The organism is Sorangium sp. So ce145, from assembly GCF_051525985.1.
GTDB classification, from domain to species: Bacteria; Myxococcota_A; Polyangia; order Polyangiales; family Polyangiaceae; genus Sorangium; species Sorangium cellulosum_B.
Map to the genome: position 1 here is coordinate 10,887,619 of NZ_CP150315.1, position 19,865 is coordinate 10,907,483.

Consider the following 19,865-nt stretch of genomic DNA (forward strand, 5'->3'; position numbering starts at 1 on the left):
CGTCCCGGCCGCGCCCCTCATCCGCCCCTCATCCTTTTGCCCTCCAACGATCCGCGCCGCGGGCGCTCCGCGCGGCGCGCCGGCAGCGCGGGAGCCCCGCCGGCGAGGTCGCGCGCCTCAATTTTGGCCCAGGACAGCGCGGCGGGGTACCCGTCGGGCCATGCGCGACATGCGTCAGTGGATCGCCGTCGGTGCAGCCGTGGGGCTCGTGGCCGTGACCCTCCCCATGCTGCGCGAGCACGACGTCCAGCTCGGGGGGCTGCTCGCCAAGAAGACGACCGCCGGGGGCCCGACGATCACGCGGACGGTGACGCCGCCGCCGCTCACGGACCTCGATCTGACGCGCATCGACGACCGGAGGACCCCGCCCACGGCGCCGGCGCACGGCGACCGCGTCGCGGAGCTGACCATCGACCCGATGTACCAGCGGGCGGCGATCGGCTTCCTGCGGGCAGGCCAGGTCCCGGAGGGCGCGGTCGTCATGACCGATATCCGCACCGGGAAGGTGCTGGTCTGGGCGAGCTACGTGAACGAGGGGGCGATGCACGACGTCGCTGCAGAGGCCACCGCGCCGTCGGCGAGCGTCTTCAAGGTCGTGACCGGCACCGCCCTCGTCGAGGCGGGCCTGAGCCCGAACACCAAGCAGTGTTATTCGGGCGGCGAGCACTCGATCCGGCCGGCGGACATGGTCGACAACAAGCGCCGCGACAAGTACTGCGCGACGCTCGCGCAGGCGATGGGCCGGAGCATCAACACGGTGTTCGCGCGGCTCGCCGCGAAGAACCTCGACCACGAGAAGCTCGGCGCCGTGGCCGAGAAGCTCGGCTGGGGTCAGGACACGCCGTTCGACGTGAAGGTCGCGACGAGCACGATCTCGCTCCCGGAAGACGATCTCGGCTTCGCGCGGACCGCGGCGGGCTTCTGGAACACGACGCTGTCGCCGTTCCAGGGGGCGAACCTGGCGACCACGCTCGCCAATGGCGGCGAGATGATCCGGCTCCACGTCGTGTCGAGCGTCAAGGACGAGATCGGCGACATCTACAAGGGCCCGAGCGAGCGCCAGGTGCTCAAGCGGGTGATGGACGAGAGCACGGCCAACGCGGTGACCGCGATGATGGAGGCGACGGTGGATAACGGCACGAGCTACCGTTCGTTCCATGATCGCAACGGCCGCCCCTACCTCCCGGATATCCGCGTCGCGGGCAAGACGGGGACGCTCACGAAGCCGACGCCCGAGGGGCCCTTCTACACCTGGTTCGTCGGGTTCGCGCCGAGCCGCAAGCCCGAGGTCGCCATCTCCGTGATGGTCGCCAACGGCGCCAAATGGCGGGTGAAGGCGACGAACGTCGCCTGCGACATGCTCCGCACCTACTTCGCCGACAAGGGCGCGCCCGGCGTGAGCGATCCGAACAACCGGACAGGCACGACAGCCCACCGCCGCTGACGCGGGGCCGACGAGCCGCCGAGCCGCGGCGCGCCAGGCCGATCGCGGCGCCGCGCTGCGCAGATGCACCTGAACGCGGCACCGTGCCCCCGGCGAGGTCCCCTGGGGCCCGACGACGCCAGCGCATTGTCGGCCCGTCAGGAAGACCACCGCGCAACCTTCACGAGGCCCCCATAAGGCCGAAATCGTTCGATTCCGCCCTCACCAGGATCCGGCGATGACGGTGCGTCACGGACCGGTGTGCCTGCCTGGTGGCCGACAGGTGTGCAGGCTCATCGTAAACGCCGCGGCGGCGATCGATTCATGGAAACTTTCCGCCCGGGGGGGCGACCCCTCCCGCCGGCTCGCCGTCCGCGGCGCGAAGGTCCGGACCGCTCCGATGCAGCCGGACACCCTGGGCCAGGGTGGGACCTAGTTGCGAGAGGTGCTGCTTGTGCAGCTTGTGCTCGGCCGAGATCCGCGTGCTAGCATCTCTGTTGTGCAGGTTGTGCTCCGCAAGCTCGGCCGGGGATCACGCGCAGTCGTTGGCCGGCTCGTCCGTGCACCACGGAAAGGCTCGGTCATCGTCATCGAGTTCTCCGACGGAATGCATGAATATGTCACGACGCCGGTCAAGCGCGTGTTGCGCCTCGCCGGGCGCGAAGTCTTCTACATAGAGACCGTGAACTCCCGGTACCGCCTCGAGGTGCGCGGCCGCGAAGTCGCGCTGGACGGCGCGGTCGGCGGCTGAGCCCTGCCAGGTGCGGCCCAGGCGGCGCGGATCCTCCGGCTCCTTCACGCCTCTGATGTGACCACGCGCCTCTGACGTGACCGCGCGGCGAGGCGGAGGTCAACGCCTCACGGCGGCGCGATGCACTGCACACTCGTCTAGCACGAGAACTGCATCTCCGCGCGCATTGCCCCTTGCGCTTCCATTCGCTCTTGGGCACAGTCCCGCTCCCTTTGAGGGGCCCCGCGGTAGGCCATCCACCGGTGCAGGATGGGGCTCGCCTGGCGAGCTGTCGTCATGATGCCGCGCCCCCGACCGTGAGGAGATTGAAGCAGATGGGCAAGCGCGATCGCCGCCAGTCGATGAAGATGAGGCGCCGCAAGGCGCAGGCTGCCAAGAAGGAGCGCGCCAAGCGCAGCAAGCTGGCGAAGGCCCCGGCGGAGGTCGCTGGCAAGGCCAAGAAGCCCCGCGCTCCCAAGAGCGCCGCTCCTGCGAGCCCTTCGCCGGCTGCTTGATGGGGTGCGAGGCGCGGTCGGTCGGCCGCGCACCACGCGCCACCCGTCGCATCGCCGCGCTGTTGCGATCCCGTCGCTCACCCAGGCCTCGCACGCCGGCGTTGTGCTCGGCCCGGCGCGCCCCCCGGCGCGCGGCCGCACACCTCGCCAGCGGCGGCGCTCACTCGTCGCGAATCACACGCGTGTGGAGGCTCAGGCCGGGCTGCCGACCCATGTCGGCCGCGCTCGCCGAATCGCCAGCCCCATTCTGCGTGGGCTCGGGCTCCTTGGGCGGGGGCTCGCCGAGGAGCCCCGTGTCGCCCTCCCTTCGCTCCTCGCCGATGAGCTCCCAATGGCCCCGCTCGTCGCGCCAGCGCTGCGCGATCCGGGTGCTGCGGACCGTGGCCTCGTCGTTCCGCAGCCAGAGGACGTCGAGGTAGACCTCGGCTTCCTCGCGCTGGGTCATCTCGAAGCCGCCGAACTCGACGTCGACGACCCGGAGGCGGGTGCCCCACCCGGCGTGACGATTCATGAAATCCTGGCGCGCGTTCGAGCCGACGCGCTCGAGCGCGACATCCATGCGGCCGAACCGGGCAGCCGTGTTCATCTCGAGCGCCGCTTCGGTGAGGCGCTGGGACGTGCTCGGGGCGATGCCGCAGCCGGCGAGGGGCAAGAGGCTCAGGGCGAGGAGGATGCGGCGCATGCCGAGCACCCTGGGCGAAGGGGTCGGCGCGGGCAAAATTTCCAGCAGGCGCGCGGCGCTCAGAACGAGTTCGTCGCGACGAAGTAGAGCTGACCGCCGGGGATCGCGAGATCGCTCAGGCCATAGGCGTACCCGAAGCGCAGCTGCGAGGAGAGGACGTACCCGAGGCTCAAGCTCAGCCACAGCTCGCCGCCGACCGAGGCGTGCAGCTGGGGCGAGTAGAGCAGGCTCTTCCGCGTGAAGAGGGCGAGGTCGTCCATCTCGAAGCGGTTGAATGCGCCGCCGTGGTCGAGGAAGAGGCTCGCGTCGACGCGGCGCAGGTAGATCGGCAGCGTCACGAGGCCGCGGTCGGGTTGCAGGACGGGCACGCGGTACTCGAACGTCTGCGAGAAATAGGAGCGGCCGAACATCGCGCCCGGCGCGTAGCCGCGGAGCGTGAACGAGCTATTCGTGACCCCGGTGAGCAAGGTGTCGACGAGGGTGAGGTTCTCGAGATCGTACCCGCCCACGCCATAGCTGGCGCCCCGGGGGAAGTTGCCGCCAGACACCGCCCCGGCGACGCGATACGCGAGGGTGTGATCGCCTGGCCAGGGCATGGCGACGTAGGCGGTGAGGCCCGTCGAGAACGCGTAGGTCGTATAGCTGCTGCCCGTCTCCGGGCCGGCGTAATCGAGGCCAGCGCTCAGCGACACCCCGCGCGGCGCGCCGGCGGCGTCGAGCGAGCCCTCGGCGTTCGAGAATGCGTAGCCGAGGTGCGCGAGGTTCAGCGTGCCCCGCGGCGGGAGGATGGTCCGGGGCGCGTACGGGTCGAGCTTGTCGCCGATGGGGAGCTGCCCCTTGAACGCGGCGCTGCCGAACGACGCGCTCAGGGTGTGCCGCGAGAACTCGCCGCGGATCGGATAGCTGATGCCGGAGGAGATCCCGATCGTTCGCTCGTCGTAGACGACGTTTCGGCCGTTGAGGCGGTAGCCGCCGCGCGGCGAGATGTTGTGGTACACGCGGACGCCGAGATCGACAGGCAGCCGGCCGTAGTTGTACCCGAGCAGGACGTTCGGGGCCGGCGCGTCCGGCTGCACGGTGAGCTCGCCGAAGATCGTGTGGCGACCGACGATGTCGGTGCCGGTCACGCTCACCGTGAGCGCGTTCGAGCCATAGCTCCCGGGCGCGTAGTCGAGCGTGATCGCGCGCGGCGCGAGCGTGGGAAGCGGGTTGTAAGGGACGCGCTCGAGCCGCGCCGCCGAAGGCTCGGCGGCGGGATCGGGGCGATCGCCCGGGGGCGGCGGCGCCGGGAGGAAGCGCGCCGGATCGAGCGGCATGGCGAAGAGGTCGTGGCCCCGGGAGGTATATCCAACATAGACAAGCGTCTTGCCATCGGGGCTGATCGCCGGGTGCAAGGCGCCGAGTCTCACGTTCGTGACCTGGCGCAGCGCGCCGGACGAGACGTCGTAGGCGTAGACGTTGTGGATGCCGGTGCGATCGGAGGTGAAATAGAGCGTCTCGCCGTCGGGCGACCAGACGGGGTTCATGTCGGTCGCGCGATCGCGGGTCACCTGTCGGAAGCCGCCGGTGGCGACGTCCACCACGCGGATGTCGCGATAGCCGCCCGCGGTCCAGACGCTGTACGCGAGGCGCTTGCCGTCGGGCGAGAACGACGGGGAGTAGGCCTGCTCGAAGCGGGCGCTCGGGACGAGATCGCGCCGCTCGGACAGGGCGCCATCCCTGGAGAGCCGCGCGATCTCCAGGTAGCGGGTGCCCTTGCTGTTGAGGGAGAAGGCGACGAGATCTCCGGTCGGGCTCACGTCCGGGGCCGCGGATCGGAGGCCGTGCGTCAACCGGCGCCGCCATGGCTCGTCGCCGTCGGGCGCCGCCTCGCCGCGCGGGAGCATGACCAGATCGTTTCGGTAGTAGTGGTTGCGCCACGGCAGGAGCGCCGTGAAGACGAGGTCACCCGCCGGCGTGAACGCCGGTCGCGAGGGCGCGTTGGTGCGCGCGACCAGCGCTTCGTGGCGCTCGCTCCCGGGCGCGGGCGCGGCGAGGGAGACGCGGTAGATGCCGGGGCGCTCCCTGCCGTCGTCGCGGAAGTAGACGATCTCGTCTGCAGCGGTCCGGCGCGCGGCCGGCGGGACGAACCGCGGGTAGAGCACGTTGCGCCCGTGGTAGGTGAGGCGCGCGCCCTCGCGGAGCCCGCGCGCCTCGACGGCCGCCATCTGCTCTCGGTAGAGCCGGCGGAGGTGGTCCTTCCAGCCCTCGTACAGCTCGACGTAGGTCCTGCCGGTCACGCGGCGGATGGCGCGGTTGATCCCCCACGGGAGGAGCGACGCCCCGTAGTCGGCGGAGACGGCGCGCATCGTGTTGGGCCCGTAGACGTCGATGATCCAGCCCAGGAACCTCGATCCGTAGAGATACCAGAGGTTGCCCTGCGGCCAGCGGTACGCGGAGCTCGAGATCTGATCGAGCCGCGCGATGTTGTCCTCGAGCACGTCGGCGCGCAGGTACATGTCGAACATGCTCGAGCGCATCCGGCCACCACTCGAGTGGTGGCTCTCGCTCACCACGGCGAGCCCCTCGATGATCCACCGCGGCTGCACCTGGTTCGGCGAGAACGTCTTGCCCACGATCGCGTTCAGGATCGCCGGGATCCCCGAGGTGTTATCGATGTGCGCGATGTGCGTGAACTCGTGCGTGAGGAGATCGAGGTACCAGTCGTCGTAGTCGCCGAGCGTCGACAGGTCGTCCGGACCGGATGCGAGGAGGTGGATCGAGTTGTAGGGGAGCGTGCCGGCCGACCCGTTCGCTATCTCGGAGTCGTCGGTGATCAGGATCTCCGTGCGGCCCTGCGGGGCGTAGCCGAGCGCATCCTCGACGCGCCCGTAGATCGTCTCGGCGAGCGAGGCGATGCGCGCCGCGATGGGCCCGAGGCCCTGCGGATGGTGCACGCGGAAGTGGGCGGTCTCGAACGTCCAGAAGGCGAGATCGGGATCGCCCGTCGCCCGGGCCGGCCGCGGCGCGAGGAGAAGCAGCGCCGCGAGGGCGACGGCAGAGAGGACGGACGCTGCGCGGTGGAGCGGCCGGCTCGCTCGCGAGCCGGCGCGCGCGGAAGAAGAGTTCACCACGATCGAGGCGGCGTGGCGACCTCAGAGGTCGTCGTAGAAGAGCGGCTCCCTGTTGCGCGTGAACCGGGACACGAGCTGCCGGCCTTCCGCCGAGATCTGCGTGATCCGGGCGCCGAAGCCTGGCTCGGCCGAATCCCTCGAGCCGCCGGCCTCGCGCGTCCACCGGACCGCGGCCTGCGCGGTGAACTCGTAGTTGCCCGGCAGGCGGACACGCAGGGTCACGACGGAGCCCGTCGGCGGGATCTTGTAGGTCGCGACGAAGATGCCCCCGTGCTCGATGACGTCGTTGCCTGCCAGTCCCTTGTAAAAATTCGACGGCGTCAGAGCGCCGAGCTCGACATCGACGACCGCCGCGTGCGCGCGGTGGTCGACGGGCTGCGGCACGGCCTGGGGCGGCGGAGCGCCGCGTGGGTCCGCGGCCGGGTGCGACGCGGCGGGGTAAGCGGGCGCTGGCGCACGCCGCGGCTGCTGCGGCGAGGGGAGCGTGTGCTGGACGGGCGCAGACACGGCCACCGCGGGCACAGGCGCGACCGGCGCGGGCGCGGCCACCGCTGCAGGTGCATGCGCTACCTGCGCGGGCGCGGCCACCGCTACAGGCGCAGGCGCGATCGGCGCTGGCGCGGCCACCGCTACAGGCGCTGGCGCGACCACCGCTACAGGCGCTGGCGCTACCTGCGCAGGCGCGGCCGCCGCCACGGGCGCACGCGCCTGCGCGGAGGCGCCGGCGGCCTGCGCCCTGCTCAGCGCGTTGACCTTGCTCAGCGAGGAGGCGACGTGCTCCATCAGCACGTCCACCACCGGATCGGCCGCGGTGATCCTCTGCAGGCGGTTCAGGACGTCGCGCACATGGCCGAGCGCGATCTCGCTGCCGTCGAGGGCCTGACCCCCGGAGCGCTCGATGCGGTGCATGACGCCCATCGCCTGCGCTATCGGCTCGGCGAGCGCCTCGATCTCAGGCGACACCCCCCCGTTCGACTGGAGCGCATTGAGCGCCGCGGCGAGCAGTTCGCGGGCGCTTTTCGCAAGCTGCGCGGGTTCCGACATGAATCCTCCGAAGGGCGCATCCTACGCGGTCGCGCGCGCATAGGTTCAGGATTCGATGGCCGCGAGCCGGCCAGGCGACCCCGCCGGCGACGCGGCCGGCCGCCAAGCGCCCCCTGCCGGCGGTCACCCGCGCGACGCCCCCGACGCCACGAGGGCCGCGAGCTCATCCACCGACGCCGGCTCTCCGTCGATCTCCCCCTCCAGCAGCGCGACGGCCGTGTCGCCGGTCCGCACCAGGACCACCCCGCCCTCGACCACCGCCTCGCCGGGCGCGAGCGCTTCGGGGAAGCTCGCCGCCGGCGCGGCCCGCAGGACGATGACGCAGGCGCCCTCGATCTCGGTCCACGCGCCCGGCGCCGGCGCGAGGGCGCGGACGTGCCGGAGGACGCGCTCCGTCGGCCAGGACCAGCAGATGGCGCACGCCTCGTCGTCCGGCGCAGGCGCCTGCGTCGCGAGCGCCGGATCCTGCGCGACGCCCGCCACCTCCTCGCCGCGCGCGAACCGGCCGACCGTGCGCCGCAGGACCCGTAGGCTCGGCCGGTCGAGCGCCCGGGCGAGCTGCCACGCGGTCCACCCCGGATCGATGGGGAGCCTCTCCTGCTCCAGGATCTCGCCGGTGTCGTACTCCGCCGCGATCCGGTGCGCCGTGACGCCGCTCTCGGCGTCCCCCGAGGCGATCGCCCAGTACGTTGGGTCCGGCCCGCGATGACGGGGGAGCAGCGAGGGGTGCACGCCGATCCCGCCGAGCCGCGCCGCCCTCACGAGCGACATCGGCAGGCGCGTGGTCCAGAACCAGCTCACCAGGAGATCGGGCGCGAGCGCCTCGACGCGCGACGCGAGCTCCGGGCGATCGACGTCGGGGCGCAGCAGGAGGCGCGAGCCGAAGAGCCGGCGGGCCCGGCGGAGCCCCACCGCGTCGGCGCGGCTGATCGCGGCGAGGGCGATCTCGTGACCGTCGCCGTGGAGCAGCAACGCCGCCAGCGGGAGGCCAAAAAAGGCGACCCGCAGAGGGCGCTCGCCCGAGCGTCGGCCGAAAAGTTTTCCGTGTGCGAGCAGGCTGATAGGTGAAGGCTCCGATGGCGGCGCCCCCTCTGCAAGGCTCATTTCGTCCGGCGCTCCGGCCCGGCCACCGCTACGACGCGTCCGCCGCGCGCCGGCCGATCCTCGTCTTCGAGGACGTCTACAAGTCGTACCGCGCCGATCAGCCGGTGCTGCGCGGGATGTCGCTCTCGATCGAGCGCGGCGAGTTCGTGTTCATCACGGGCCCGAGCGGCTCGGGCAAGAGCACGCTCCTCCGCCTCGTGCACCGCACCGAGCGCGTCGACGATGGCCGGATCCTCTTCCTCGGCCGGGACATCGCGCGCCTGACCGACGCGTCGATCCCCGCGCTCCGGCGCAACATCGGCTTCGTCTTCCAGGATTTCAAGCTGGTCCCGAGCTGGACCGTGTTCGACAACGTGGCCATCACGCTGGAGGTGCTCGGCCTCCCGTCGCGCCTGCTCCGGACCCGGGTCGGCGAGGCGCTCGAGCGCGTCGGCCTGGCGGGGCGCGGCGGCGACCGAGCGCAGGTGCTGAGCGGCGGCGAGCAGCAGCGCGTCTCGATCGCGCGGGCGATCGTCGGGGAGCCGACGCTGATCCTCGCGGACGAGCCGACGGGCAACCTCGACCCGCAGCTCGCGATCGATCTGCTCGGGCTGTTCGAGGACATCCACGAGACCGGCACGACCGTGCTGTTCGCGACGCACGATCGGACGCTGCTCGACGTGCGCCCCCGGCGCGTGGTCGTGCTCGACGACGGGAAGGCGACCGACGTACCGCACGGCCTCGGGTCCGGCGGCGAGCTCGCGGACGGCGACGAGGACGAGATGGACAGCGGCGTGCGCGGCGCGGCGTAGCGCCGAGGGCTCCGCCTCACCAGACGGATAGAGGGAACCGGATGCAGACCAGCGAGCGTGACGATCGGCGGAGATGGCTTCGCACCTGGCGGGCAGGGAGGAGCGATTGGCGGCTGCAGGCGCTGTCGATCTTCTCGCTCGCGGTCGCGTTCGTCTGCCTTGCGTCGGCCCTCCTCGTGGTCACGAACCTCATGGCGGTGCGCGATCGCTGGTCGCGCGCCGGCCGCGCCACGGTCTACCTGCGCGACAGCGCGACCGAGGCGCAGACCGCGGAGCTCACCCGCGCGCTGGAGGGCACCGAGGGCGTCAAGAAGGTGCGGCTCGTGACGAGCGCCGAGGCGCGCCGCGAGGTGGTGCACGACGACGGCGACAAGGCCCTCGCCGCGCTCCCGCCGAGCGCGTTCCCCGCGTCGCTCGAGGTCGGCTTCACCGAGGAGGTCTCCGACGAGGCGCTCGCCTCGATGACGGTGAAGCTGCGCGCCCTGCCGGCCGTGGACACGGTGGAGACGTACCAGCGCTGGACGGAGCGGCTGTCGTCCCTCCTCAGCGGCGGCGTCGCCGCGAGCGCGTGCCTCGCCGCGATCGTCCTCTGCGCCGTCGTGAGCGTCATCGGCTCGACGATGCGCTTGCTCCTGCATCGCCGGAAGATCGAGGTCGAGGTGCTGAAGCTGGTCGGCGCGACCGACGGCTTCGTGCGCCGGCCGTTCATCGTCGAGGGCGCCACGCAGGGCGCCGCGGGCGCGGCCGGCGCGCTGCTCGTGCTGGGCGCCCTGTTCATGATGGTGCGCGGCCGCTTCGATCACGAGCTCGCCAACCTGCTCGGCGTCTCGCCGTCGTTCCTCCCCTGGGAGGTCGCGTTCGGGATGGTCACCCTCGGGGCCGCGCTCGGCGCCACGACCGCGCTGCTCACGCTGCGCAAGATGGTGGCCGTGTGAGGCGCCGCATCCGGCTCGCGCCGCTCGCGCTGGCGCTCCTGACCGGCGCCGCGACGAGCGGCGCCGAGGTGCCGGCGCCGGGCGCCCCGGCGCCCACGTCCGCCTGGGCGGCCAGGGCCCCGGCCCCGGCGGCGCGCCCGGGCTCCGCGCTGGCCGAGAACGATCTCGATCGCCTGCTCGCCAAGCTCGACGCCGAGGAGAAGGCGCTGCGCGCGGAGCTCGACGCGATCGGCCCCGCGCTGGAGCTCACCCGCCGGCGGATGATCGCGCGCGGGCGGGCGTACTACCGCCACGTCCGCGCCGGCTTCCTCCCGGTGGGCGGCGGGTTCGACGCGCTGGTGGACCACGCGGCCCGCGTGGAGCGCACCCGGCTCGCCCTCGAGCGCGATCTCGCCCGCGAGGCGGAGCTGACCCGGCGCAGCGCCGAGCTCGCGGACCGGCTCACGCACCTCGGAGCGGAGCGCGCGCCCCTCGAGGTGCACCGCGAGGCGATGAACCGCGCCCGGGTCGCGCTGGCCCAGGAGGAGGAGCGCCGCGCCGCGTTCTCGCGCGCGTTCGAGACGAGCGTGCGCCCCGACTACCTCGCGATCTACGGCGCGGACACCGGGCCCGCCGAGCTCGATCGCCGCGCCGGCTTCCGCTCGCTCATGGGGCGGCTCCCCTTCCCGATCGCCGGTCGCGCGGAGGTGCGCAAGGTGTCGCGCCGCGGCGTCGGCGGCCCCGGCGTCGAGCTCACCGCGCTGGACGGCGCGCCGGTCCGCAGCGTGGCCGCGGGGCGGGTGGCCTTCGCCGACACGTACGCGGACTACGGGCTCACCGTGATCGTCGATCACGGCGAGCGCCTCTACTCGGTGTACGCGAACCTCGGCGCCGCGGACGTGCGCGCCGGCGATCAGCTCCAGGGCGGGGCGCGGGTGGGCACGGTCGCGAGCGGATCGAACGGCGCGAAGCTCTACTTCGAGCTGAGGCGCGGCGCCGAGGTGATCGACCCGGGTCCCTGGTTCGGGATGTAGCGGCGCGAGCCCGCGGCGCGCCGCCGCGAGGCGCGCCCGCGCGACGCGCGAAGTGTGCTAAGGCGGCCCCGTGAATCGCCCTGACGGCCGCGCCCTCGATGTTCACCGCCCCGTGGAGATGATCCTCGGGTTCCACCGCAACGCAGAGGGATCCGTCCTCTACCGCGCCGGGAGGACGGTCGTGCTCTGCACGGCCTCGGTCGAGCCCACCGTGCCCACCTGGATGATGGGCAAGGGCGCGGGCTGGCTCACGGCCGAGTACCAGATGCACCCGCGATCGAGCCCGGCCCGCAGGGAGCCGCGCGACGGGCGGGGCAAGGCCCCGAGCGGGCGCACGCAGGAGATCCAGCGGCTCATCGGCCGCGCGCTCCGGGCGGCGATCGATCTCAAGCATCTCGGCGAGCAGACGATCGCGATCGACTGCGACGTCCTCGAGGCGGACGGGGGCACGAGGACCGCGTCGATCACCGCGGGCTTCGTGGCGCTCGCGCTGGCGCTCGACCGGATGCGCGCGGCCGGATCGCTCGAGGCGCCGGTGCTCCGCGATCAGGTGGCGGCGATCAGCGTGGGCCACCTCCCGGGCGGGCTCGCGCTCGACCTCGTCTACACCGAGGACAGCTCGGCGCGCGTCGACATGAACGTCGTGGCGACGGCGGTCGGCTCGATCGTCGAGGTCCAGGCGACGGCCGAGGACGAGGCCATCCCCCGGGCGGAGCTCGATCGCATGACCGACCTCGCGCTCGCGGGCGTGGCGTCGCTCGCGAGCGCGCAGCACCGGGCGCTGTCGAGCGCCGGCGTCGACCTCTCCGCGCTCTTCCAGACGGATCGCTGGAGGGTCGCGTGAGCCGAGAGCCGCTGCGCCTGCTCGCCGCGACCTCCAACCGAGGAAAGCTCGTGGAGCTGCGCTCGCTGCTCTCCGATCTCCCGATCGAGGTGCTCTCGCTGGCGGAGGTGCTGCCGGGCGCGCCGCCGGTGGTCGAGGACGGCGCGACGTTCCTGGACAACGCGCTCCTCAAGGTGCGCGCCGGGGCGCTCCGATCGGCGATGGTGACGCTCGCCGAGGACTCGGGGCTCGAGGTGGACGCGCTCGACGGACGACCGGGCGTCCGGTCCGCCCGCTTCGCGAGGGAGGGCGCGACCGACGCGGAGAACAACGAGGCCCTGCTCGCGGCGCTCGCGGACGTCGCGGACGACCGGCGCCGAGCGCGCTTCCGCTGCGTGATGGTGCTGCTCGATCCGCGATCCGAGGCGCAGCCCATCGTGACCGAAGGGCGCTGCGAGGGGTGGATCGGCAGGCAGCCCAGGGGCGCGGGCGGCTTCGGATATGATCCGCTGTTCGTCGTGGAGGGCTACGGACGGACGATGGCCGAGCTCGGCGAGGCCGAGAAGAACCTCGTGAGCCACCGCGGCAAGGCCGCGCGGGAGATGCGTGCCTCGCTCGAGGCGCTGGTCGCGCGACGGTAAGCGACGGTAAACGGCAAGACGACAGGCGGCGCGCGGTGGGTGCCGATCGAGCGGCGACGCCGGACGGCGGTTGACCCCGTCCGGGACCGCTTGTAATCGCGACCGGAGGCACCCACGTACTGCCCGGTGATCGGATCCCCTGATGAAGCAGGACTGGAAGGCCGTCGGAAGCTACGGGACCGTCGGTCTCGAGGTGGTGCTGTGCATGCTGGTCGGCCTGTTCATCGGCCGCTGGCTCGACGGGAAGCTCGGGACCGATCCGTACCTCTCGGTGCTCTGGTTCTTCTTCGGGCTCGGCGCCGCCGGCAAGGCGGTCTTCCGGGCGTGGAAGGAAATGCAGGCCGTGGCCGAGCGCGAGGAGCGCGAGCAGGGGAACCCTGCGCCGAGGTTCGACGACCGGAAGGCACGGCAGGACGAGCGCGCGCCGGACGACGACCGCCGGACAGGCTCGAGCGGCGAGGTCCGCGATCCCGGCGGCCTGCAGGACGCGAAGGGGAACGATGAGCGCTGAGCGAAGGCCGGGGGCGCCCGGCAGCGACCCGCCGCACGAGGAGCCCGACGCGGAGGAGCGGCCCGGCGTCGGGGACGCCACCATGCGGTCCGTGCTCCGCTGGGTCGCCGGCACGGCCGCGGTCCTGTCCGTGGCCGCGCTGCTCGCGTACGGCGCGCGCGCGGCGCTCGGCGTGTGCATCGGAGGCGCCATCGCGACGGTGAACCTGTACGTCTTCGCGCGCATCGTCGACGCGTTCCTCTCGCGCCGGGGCCACACGGTGTCGTGGACGCTGATCGCGATGATCAAGCTGCTCGGCCTGATGGGCGGCGTGTGGCTCCTCCTGAAGAGCGAGGTGGTCTCGGGCATCGCCTTGATGGTCGGCTATGCCTCGCTCGTCGTCGGCATCACCCTGGGGACGCTGTTCGGACCGAAGCCCCCGGCGGACGGGAGCCCGCCGGGCGCTCACGGCTGAGCTCCCGCCGGAACCGGCCTCCGGGAGCGACCCGCGCGGCGCGAGGCGACTTGGAGCGCTCCAGGGTGCCCACCGTAAACGAGTTGTGGTAGAGGCGAGGCCCCCTCGATCGAGGGCGAACTCCCACAAGGCGCGCCAGCGCTCGCGGCCGTGCCGGCACAGCCGCGCGGCTGCCGGCGCGGCGCATCGACGACGAAAGCCATGCCTGAGCACACAGGGTTCCTCACGTACCTCCTGGCGCAGCTCCCCGGACTCCGGGAGAACGCTCGCAACATCGGCAAGACGTTCATCGGTCACCACACCGTGGACTACCGCGGGACCGAGCCGATCTTCATGAGCCTTCTGATCATGGTGCTGTTCGTGCTCCTCGCCAGCGAGGTCCGCGGCCAGTACCGGCGCCTGAACGAGTCCGTGATCCCGGAGGACAAGCTCACGCTGCGCACGTTCTTCGAGGCGTTCTTCGGCTACTTCTACGGGATGGCCCGGGACGTGATGGGGCCCGCGAACGCGAAGCGGTACTTCCCGCTCATCGGGGGCTCGGCCGCGTTCATCTTCTTCTCGAACGCGTCGGCGCTCATCCCGGGGGTGAACCCGCCGACCTCGAACCTGAACATCACGATCGGGTGCGCGGTCGTGGTGTTCGTCCTGTTCAATTACTACGGGCTGAAGGAGAACGGCTGGAGCTACGTCGCTCACCTCGCCGGGCCGAAGTGGTACCTGGCGCCGCTCATCTTCCCCATCGAGGTCATCTCCACCTGCGTCCGCCCGGTCACGCTCTCGATCCGGCTCATGCTCAACATCGGCGTCGATCACCTCGTGGCGAGCATCTTCCTGGGGCTCGTCGCGCTGTTCGTCCCGGTGCCCCTGATGTTCCTGGCGATCATCGTCATCGTCGTGCAGACGCTGGTGTTCTGCCTGCTGAGCTGCATCTACATCGGGCTCGCGACCGAGAAGGCAGACCACCACTGACCGCTTCGCCTGACCGCCTGGTCAGCCGCCCACCGGCGCCGCGGAGAATGGCGCTGGAGGTGAAGAGAAGGCTAGCCAGCCCTCGAAAATCGGATTAGAGGGGCCCCGCTGTCGATGGGTTGCCCCGCAGCGGTGGTGGATCGCGGAAGCGCGGCCCCTGCCGAGCAGTAGCAGAGGTCCCTGGAGCGATCCCCGGATCTCGATGGGGGACCGCCCCGCGGCCCCCCGACCCAAGCAGATGTTTCGCATGCAGCCCCGCGGGCTGTGTGGCTTGAAAGGAGCAGATTCGGATGTCGCTGAAGAGCAAGCTGTCGCTGTCCGCCGTTGTCGGCACTGCGCTGGTACTGGTTCCCGCTATGGCGCTGGCGCAGGATGGCGCGGCGTCGAACAAGTACGACGCGAACTCGTGGCTCGCCGTCGCTGCCGGATTCGCGATCGGCATCGCTGCCCTCGGCGGCACCATGGGCCAGGGGCGCGCGGCGGCCGCCGCCCTGGAGGGCATCTCGCGGAACCCGGGCGCCGCTGCCCGGATCCAGACCCCGATGATCCTCGGCCTGGCGCTCATCGAGTCGCTCGTGCTCCTCTCCTGGGTCATCGCGTTCTTCCTCCAGGGCAAGATCGCCCCCTGAGCGAGCGCTCGCCGCGCCTCTACCGGGCCCGGCTCCGCTGCTCCTCCCCGCCCCCCCTCCCTGCTACCCCGACGGGCCTCGCGCCTGCCGCTACCTCACGCGCACGACGGTGCCCGGCTCGTGCGCCGTGGGGAGCACGGCCGTCCAGCCGGCGGGGAGCCGGGGCGACGTCCACCAGAACAGCCGCTGCGCATCGAGCGGAGCCAGGTTCACGCAGCCGTGGCTCCGCACCTGGCCGAACGAGCGGTGCCAGAACGCGCCGTGCAGCCCGACGCCCTTCGAGAAGTACTGGACGTAGGGGACGTCCTCCATCCGGTAGTACCGCTCGGCGGCCTCGTCCTCGAGGTTGTCCATGTCCGAGGTGAGCAGCTTGGCCCAGATCCGGAAGGTGCCGGCGGGCGTGGCGCGCTGCGACCCGGGCGCGCCCTTGCCGGTCGAGACGAGCGTCGCGAACACGGGGCGAGGCCCTTCGTAGGCCACCAGCGTCTGCGTCGAGCGCTCGACGTCGATCCAGCGCTCACCCGCCTCGACGTCGACCTCGGGCGGCGGCGCCACCGAGGGGCGCCGGAGATCGCGGGTCGAGATCCACGCCGCGACGTCGCCCTCCGCGATGCGCGCGAGCTTCCCCGAGGCGCCCTGCGCCTCCTCCAGGTAGGGGACCACGTCGAACCGCACCTTGCTCTCCTCGGTCCGCGTGAAGCCCGCCCCCGTCCGCGTGTAGAGCGGAGCCCGCTCCGACACGACCCACGCGGTCGCGATCTGCGCGGCGCCCGGCGCGACCTCCACCCCGTGGAACGCGATCGCGCGCACTGGACCGAGATCTCGCATCGGCAACCAGAAGCCGCTGTTCGTGCGGCCGTACCGGGCGCCTCCCTCGATCCGCTCCTCGACGATCGCCACCGCGAAGCCGGGCTCGAGCTGCGCGTCCGGCGCGTCGATGTCGGCCGCCTCGGCCCGCCGGTAGCCGAAGGTCCCGTCGGGGCCGACGAAGTAGTAGCGGTAAGGCAGCCCATCGGGCATCTCGCGCCACGTCCGCACCAGCGGGCTGATCGGACCCGCGGCGGACAGCTCGACGGCGTCGTCGCAGACCCAGGCCGCGGCGCCCACCTCGAGCCAGCGCCCGAGGCATCCGCCGGCGCGCCTGGCCGCGAAGACGGGCAGCTGCACGTTGCGATCGACGGAGCCGCGCCGGCGCGCGCCCTCGCCGGGGGCGTCGAACAGCGGCTGGTCGCGCTTGAGCACGCGCGCGCTCCTGACCCACGCCGGCAGCGGCGTGTCGCCCGCGGAGACCCACGGCGGCAGCTGCGAAGCGAGGACCGCTCCGCCCCAGATCGCCACGCCCAGGCCGGCCGCCGCGGCGGCGCCGCGCAGCGCGCCCCGGCGCGCTCGTTGCGGCGCGCCGCGCCGCCGTTCCTGCGAGCCGGCCCCGGCGCCTCCACGCTTCGTCATCCTGCGGCGAGATCCTAAGCCTTCGCCTGCGCTCCAGCCAAACTCCCGCCTGCGCGCCCGCGGTCGGCGGGTTCAGCGGTAGGAGAAGCGCACTTCGTGATCGCAGATCCGGAAGAGATCACCCTCGACGATGGCCTTCCGGGCGATGCGCTGGCCGTTGTACTCGACGCCGTTCGTCGAGCCCATGTCGACCATGTAGTACTGGCCGTTCAGGAACTCGACCATGGCGTGCTGGCGCGACACGTTCGGGTCCTTGATCGTCAGGTCGCTCGACTGCTTACCGCGCCCGATGATGAACCGATCCTTGTTCACCACGAACCGTTGCCCCGCGTAGAACGCGGCGAGCGTCGGGCCGACGGGGACCTGATTCGGCATCCCCATGGCCATCGGCGGCGGACCCGGCACGCTGCTGGAGGCCTGCGGCGGAGCGACATACGGCGGCGGCGACAGCGGGGGCGCGAGGGGCGGCGCCACCGGCGGCCCCATGGGCGAGGCGTAACCGGCGGCGTTGCTCAGCGGCGGCGGCGGCCCCGAGCGGCTCACCGAGGCGCCCGGGAGGCTCTGGCGCCCGCCGGGGTTCGTCACCTGCGACGGGAGCGGCGGCGGCGCGCCGAGGCGCGTCACGCTGGTCGGCGGAGGCGGCGGGCCGCCGACGCGACCCGGAATGGGCGGCGGCACGGGCAGGCTGGGCCGCTTGCCGCCCGCGTTGCTGCTGCCGGGGGGAGGCGGGGGCGGCGGCGGCGCGCCCGGACGGACCTGCCCCGGAGGCGGAGGAGGCGGCGTGATCGCCGGGACCGGCGTCGGCCCTGGCCCGACGGGCGCCACGCCGTACTGCGGGGACGGCGCGCCATACGCAGGCGCCGAGGCGCCGTAGGGCATCCCGGCTGCCGGCTGCTGCTGCAAGCCTCCCAGGGGCGGCGCCGAGCCGGACGTCGCCAGCCCGGGCGGCTGGGGCGTCGCGAGGGGAGGAGGCGCGCTGGCCTGATGAGCGTGCGGGACCGCCATGTGCCCGGAGGGGGGCACCGCGTCGCCCCTGGCGGGCGGCGGGAACGGCGTGCGCGGGCTGTAGCTTCGCTGCCGCGCGTACTGCTTCATCGACTCGTTGATGAGGTAGTCGATGGAGCACTCGAGCTCGCGCGCCATCTGCTCGAACGTCTCCCAAAGGACATCGCGACACTGGAACGTCCGTGCGCTTTTCTTGTTCGGATCCGCGCTCATCTCTACCCAACGATAATGGAGGATGAATTGCGCTGGGAAGCCTCCTCCCGGCCTCTTCCCTGCAAGCAACTGACGGCTCTGGGCCGCGCGTGACGCGCGCGGCGGACGAAGAAGCGCGTCACTTCTTCTCGCCCTTCTCGAGCTCCGGCTTCCTGTCCTGCATGGCCGGCTCGATGCAGTACTGAACGAACTCGCCGACGGTCTTCACGTCCCTGAGCTCGCGCTCGGTCGATCCCTCTTTCTGCACCTCGCACGCCCACTTGCAGTCCGGGTCGGCCTCGCAGACCGGCACGCGCGTGGTGTCGCCCTCGAGCGGCTTGACCGCCGGGAGATCGGCCGCCGTGCCGAACGTGAAGTAGTAGGCGATCGCGCTCGTCCGCGCCGCCGCCGGACCCGCGGTGAAGTGCTTCTTCAGCGCCTCGACGGGCGAGCCCTCCTTCAGGTCGCCGAGCGCGGCGCCGTACGTGAGCGCCTCCGGCATGGCGAACCCCTTGCTGTCCTTGCCGTCGGGGAGCCTGCTCATGAACTCGTCGACGTGCTTCGCCGTCGACATCTTCAGGATGGTCGCGGCGGCGGCGCGGCGGATCTTCCACTTGTCGGTCTTGAAGAGGCCGTAGAGCTTCTCGACGACGAGCTCGCGCGGCATCTCGCCGACGCGGCGGAAGGCCTGGTCGAGCACCGCGTCGGGCGCGTCCGCGGTCGCGATCTCGAGGATGCGCTGGATGTCGCTCGGGTTGTTGCGATCGAGCCGGCCTTCGAGCGCGGCGAGGGCGGCCTGGCGGCGCTTCTCCGGCTGCTCCTTGTTCGCCGCGAAACCGAGGAGGAAGTCCACCGACGGCCGGCCGCCGAGCTTCTTCATCGACCCGAAGACCCGGAACAGCTCCTCCTCCTGGTACTGCGCGAGCTGCGCCTCGAACTGCTTCTCGGTCGGCGCGAGCTTGGACGCGGCGTTCGCCGCCTGGAGCTCGGGCTTCTTGACGGCGGTCCACTCGCCGGAGGTGACGAACTTGGCGATGGCGACCAGGTTCGCCGAGGCGGCCTCCTTCGTCGGCGGGTCGCCGTACTCGGCCACGAGCGACGCCAGCTGGTCGAGCCGCTTCGCCTCGCGGGTCATCAGCTTCGGCAGGCCGGCCACCGCGGCGGGGCCGATGAAGCGCAGGAGCTGCTCCATCCCGTAGGCCTGGGAGCGGTCCTCGATCCGGTGCTCGAAGTCCGCCATCGCCCAGTCGATGAGGGCGGCCTTGAGCCCCTCCTTCAGCCCCTCGTCCGCGATGATCACGGTCCGATCCGACGTGAGCATCGCGTACGCCGCGTCCTTGTAAGGGAACGACGTGTCCTGCGGGAGCGGCTGCCCTGGCTGCGCGACGGGCGGCGGCTTCCTCAGCTCGGCGATGATCGACGGCACGAGCGCCGCCACGATGGCTTGCCGGGCCTCCGGCGCCATGGTCGCGAGGGTCTCGACCATGATGCCGATGCCCACGCGCCGGCCCTGCCGCGGCTTCATGCGGATGAGCGAGGTGGCCGCCTCGACGCGGAGCGAGCTGTCGTACTTATCGTGAAACAGCACCGCCCTGAGCTTGTCCGGGCCGTGCGCCGTGGTCTCCCACCGGTGGATGTCGTTCTCGTTGACGCGGCACCCGCTCGTCGCGAGCCCTGCGCCCGCGGTCGCGAGGCACAGCAAAAGAAGGCCCGCAGCGCCGACGCGCCGCCCTGCTCGTTCGACAGTTTCCATGCACGTCCCAGGAGGGTCGGGATGGTACCGCCCGCAGCGCTCTGTTTGAAAGAATTTCAAGGCCGGGATAGAGAGGATCCTTTCCAAAG

At 72.0% G+C, this 19,865-nt stretch carries 19 protein-coding genes; 12 read left to right on the forward strand and 7 right to left on the reverse strand.

Translation table 11 applies throughout. From position 1 onward, the window contains the following. The first annotated feature begins 160 nt into the window (after positions 1-160). From WMF34_RS40455 to WMF34_RS40465, 3 genes are all read left to right on the forward strand, one after another. Positions 161-1,444 carry a penicillin-binding transpeptidase domain-containing protein gene (locus WMF34_RS40455; protein ID WP_437991135.1) on the forward strand — a complete coding sequence of 428 codons (1,284 nt, stop codon included), beginning with the start codon at positions 161-163 and terminating at the stop codon, positions 1,442-1,444. Between the two features lie 478 nt (positions 1,445-1,922). After that, positions 1,923-2,174: a hypothetical protein gene (locus WMF34_RS40460; RefSeq protein ID WP_129354294.1), complete on the forward strand. Its 252-nt coding sequence runs from the start codon at positions 1,923-1,925 to the stop codon at positions 2,172-2,174. A 314-nt stretch (positions 2,175-2,488) separates the two neighbouring features. Further along, a complete protein-coding gene (locus WMF34_RS40465; protein ID WP_044967002.1) occupies positions 2,489-2,668 on the forward strand; it encodes a hypothetical protein in 180 nt (59 codons plus the stop codon). A gap of 160 nt (positions 2,669-2,828) precedes the next feature. Here WMF34_RS40465 and WMF34_RS40470 read toward each other — a convergent pair whose 3' ends face one another. The 4 genes from WMF34_RS40470 to WMF34_RS40485 all read right to left on the reverse strand — a co-directional run bounded on the left by WMF34_RS40470 (position 2,829) and on the right by WMF34_RS40485 (position 8,479). Then, positions 2,829-3,350, reverse strand: coding sequence for a hypothetical protein (locus tag WMF34_RS40470; RefSeq protein ID WP_012240577.1), 522 nt, complete (start codon positions 3,348-3,350; stop codon positions 2,829-2,831). Between the two features lie 59 nt (positions 3,351-3,409). After that, positions 3,410-6,460, reverse strand: coding sequence for a BamA/TamA family outer membrane protein (locus WMF34_RS40475; RefSeq protein WP_437991136.1), 3,051 nt, complete (start codon positions 6,458-6,460; stop codon positions 3,410-3,412). A gap of 24 nt (positions 6,461-6,484) precedes the next feature. Then, a complete protein-coding gene (locus tag WMF34_RS40480) occupies positions 6,485-7,426 on the reverse strand; it encodes a hypothetical protein (protein WP_162144042.1) in 942 nt (313 codons plus the stop codon). Positions 7,427-7,630: 204 nt separating this feature from the next. Then, positions 7,631-8,479, reverse strand: coding sequence for a methionyl-tRNA formyltransferase (locus WMF34_RS40485; protein ID WP_231864507.1), 849 nt, complete (start codon positions 8,477-8,479; stop codon positions 7,631-7,633). A 104-nt stretch (positions 8,480-8,583) separates the two neighbouring features. Here WMF34_RS40485 and WMF34_RS40490 point away from each other — a divergent pair, with 104 nt between their 5' ends. From WMF34_RS40490 to WMF34_RS40530, 9 genes are all read left to right on the forward strand, one after another. Next, positions 8,584-9,402 (forward strand): cell division ATP-binding protein FtsE, encoded by an 819-nt coding sequence (locus WMF34_RS40490; protein ID WP_012240581.1) that lies wholly within the window; start codon positions 8,584-8,586, stop codon positions 9,400-9,402. A 41-nt stretch (positions 9,403-9,443) separates the two neighbouring features. Further along, positions 9,444-10,337: a cell division protein FtsX gene (locus WMF34_RS40495; protein ID WP_012240582.1), complete on the forward strand. Its 894-nt coding sequence runs from the start codon at positions 9,444-9,446 to the stop codon at positions 10,335-10,337. Next, entirely contained in the window at positions 10,334-11,350 is a 1,017-nt protein-coding gene (locus WMF34_RS40500) for a murein hydrolase activator EnvC family protein (RefSeq protein WP_437991137.1), read from the forward strand. Before WMF34_RS40495 ends, WMF34_RS40500 begins: the two co-directional genes overlap by 4 nt. Positions 11,351-11,420: 70 nt before the next feature. Continuing rightward, a complete protein-coding gene (rph, locus tag WMF34_RS40505) occupies positions 11,421-12,194 on the forward strand; it encodes a ribonuclease PH (RefSeq protein ID WP_437991138.1) in 774 nt (257 codons plus the stop codon). Beyond that, positions 12,191-12,814 carry an RdgB/HAM1 family non-canonical purine NTP pyrophosphatase gene (gene rdgB, locus WMF34_RS40510; protein ID WP_012240585.1) on the forward strand — a complete coding sequence of 208 codons (624 nt, stop codon included), beginning with the start codon at positions 12,191-12,193 and terminating at the stop codon, positions 12,812-12,814. The genes rph and rdgB overlap by 4 nt, the downstream gene beginning before the upstream one ends. A 142-nt stretch (positions 12,815-12,956) precedes the next feature. Continuing rightward, on the forward strand, positions 12,957-13,325 hold the full coding sequence (locus tag WMF34_RS40515) for an AtpZ/AtpI family protein (protein ID WP_012240586.1): 369 nt from the start codon (positions 12,957-12,959) through the stop codon (positions 13,323-13,325). Continuing rightward, a complete protein-coding gene (locus WMF34_RS40520; protein WP_012240587.1) occupies positions 13,315-13,779 on the forward strand; it encodes an ATP synthase subunit I in 465 nt (154 codons plus the stop codon). Before WMF34_RS40515 ends, WMF34_RS40520 begins: the two co-directional genes overlap by 11 nt. Before the next feature lie 201 nt (positions 13,780-13,980). After that, complete coding sequence (gene atpB / locus WMF34_RS40525; protein WP_012240588.1) at positions 13,981-14,748, forward strand: F0F1 ATP synthase subunit A; 768 nt, start codon at positions 13,981-13,983, stop codon at positions 14,746-14,748. 290 nt (positions 14,749-15,038) lie between these two features. Next, positions 15,039-15,377: an ATP synthase F0 subunit C gene (locus WMF34_RS40530; RefSeq protein WP_012240589.1), complete on the forward strand. Its 339-nt coding sequence runs from the start codon at positions 15,039-15,041 to the stop codon at positions 15,375-15,377. A 90-nt stretch (positions 15,378-15,467) separates the two neighbouring features. Here the strand turns inward: WMF34_RS40530 and WMF34_RS40535 are convergent, their stop codons facing one another. The 3 genes from WMF34_RS40535 to WMF34_RS40545 all read right to left on the reverse strand — a co-directional run bounded on the left by WMF34_RS40535 (position 15,468) and on the right by WMF34_RS40545 (position 19,776). Continuing rightward, positions 15,468-16,826 (reverse strand): L,D-transpeptidase, encoded by a 1,359-nt coding sequence (locus tag WMF34_RS40535; RefSeq protein ID WP_437991139.1) that lies wholly within the window; start codon positions 16,824-16,826, stop codon positions 15,468-15,470. Positions 16,827-16,898: 72 nt separating this feature from the next. After that, on the reverse strand, positions 16,899-18,044 hold the full coding sequence (locus WMF34_RS40540) for an FHA domain-containing protein (RefSeq protein ID WP_437991140.1): 1,146 nt from the start codon (positions 18,042-18,044) through the stop codon (positions 16,899-16,901). A gap of 118 nt (positions 18,045-18,162) precedes the next feature. Continuing rightward, the gene (locus tag WMF34_RS40545; protein ID WP_012240592.1) at positions 18,163-19,776 is read right to left on the reverse strand and encodes a hypothetical protein; all 1,614 of its coding nucleotides are present in this window, start codon (positions 19,774-19,776) and stop codon (positions 18,163-18,165) included. Positions 19,777-19,865 lie beyond the last annotated feature (89 nt).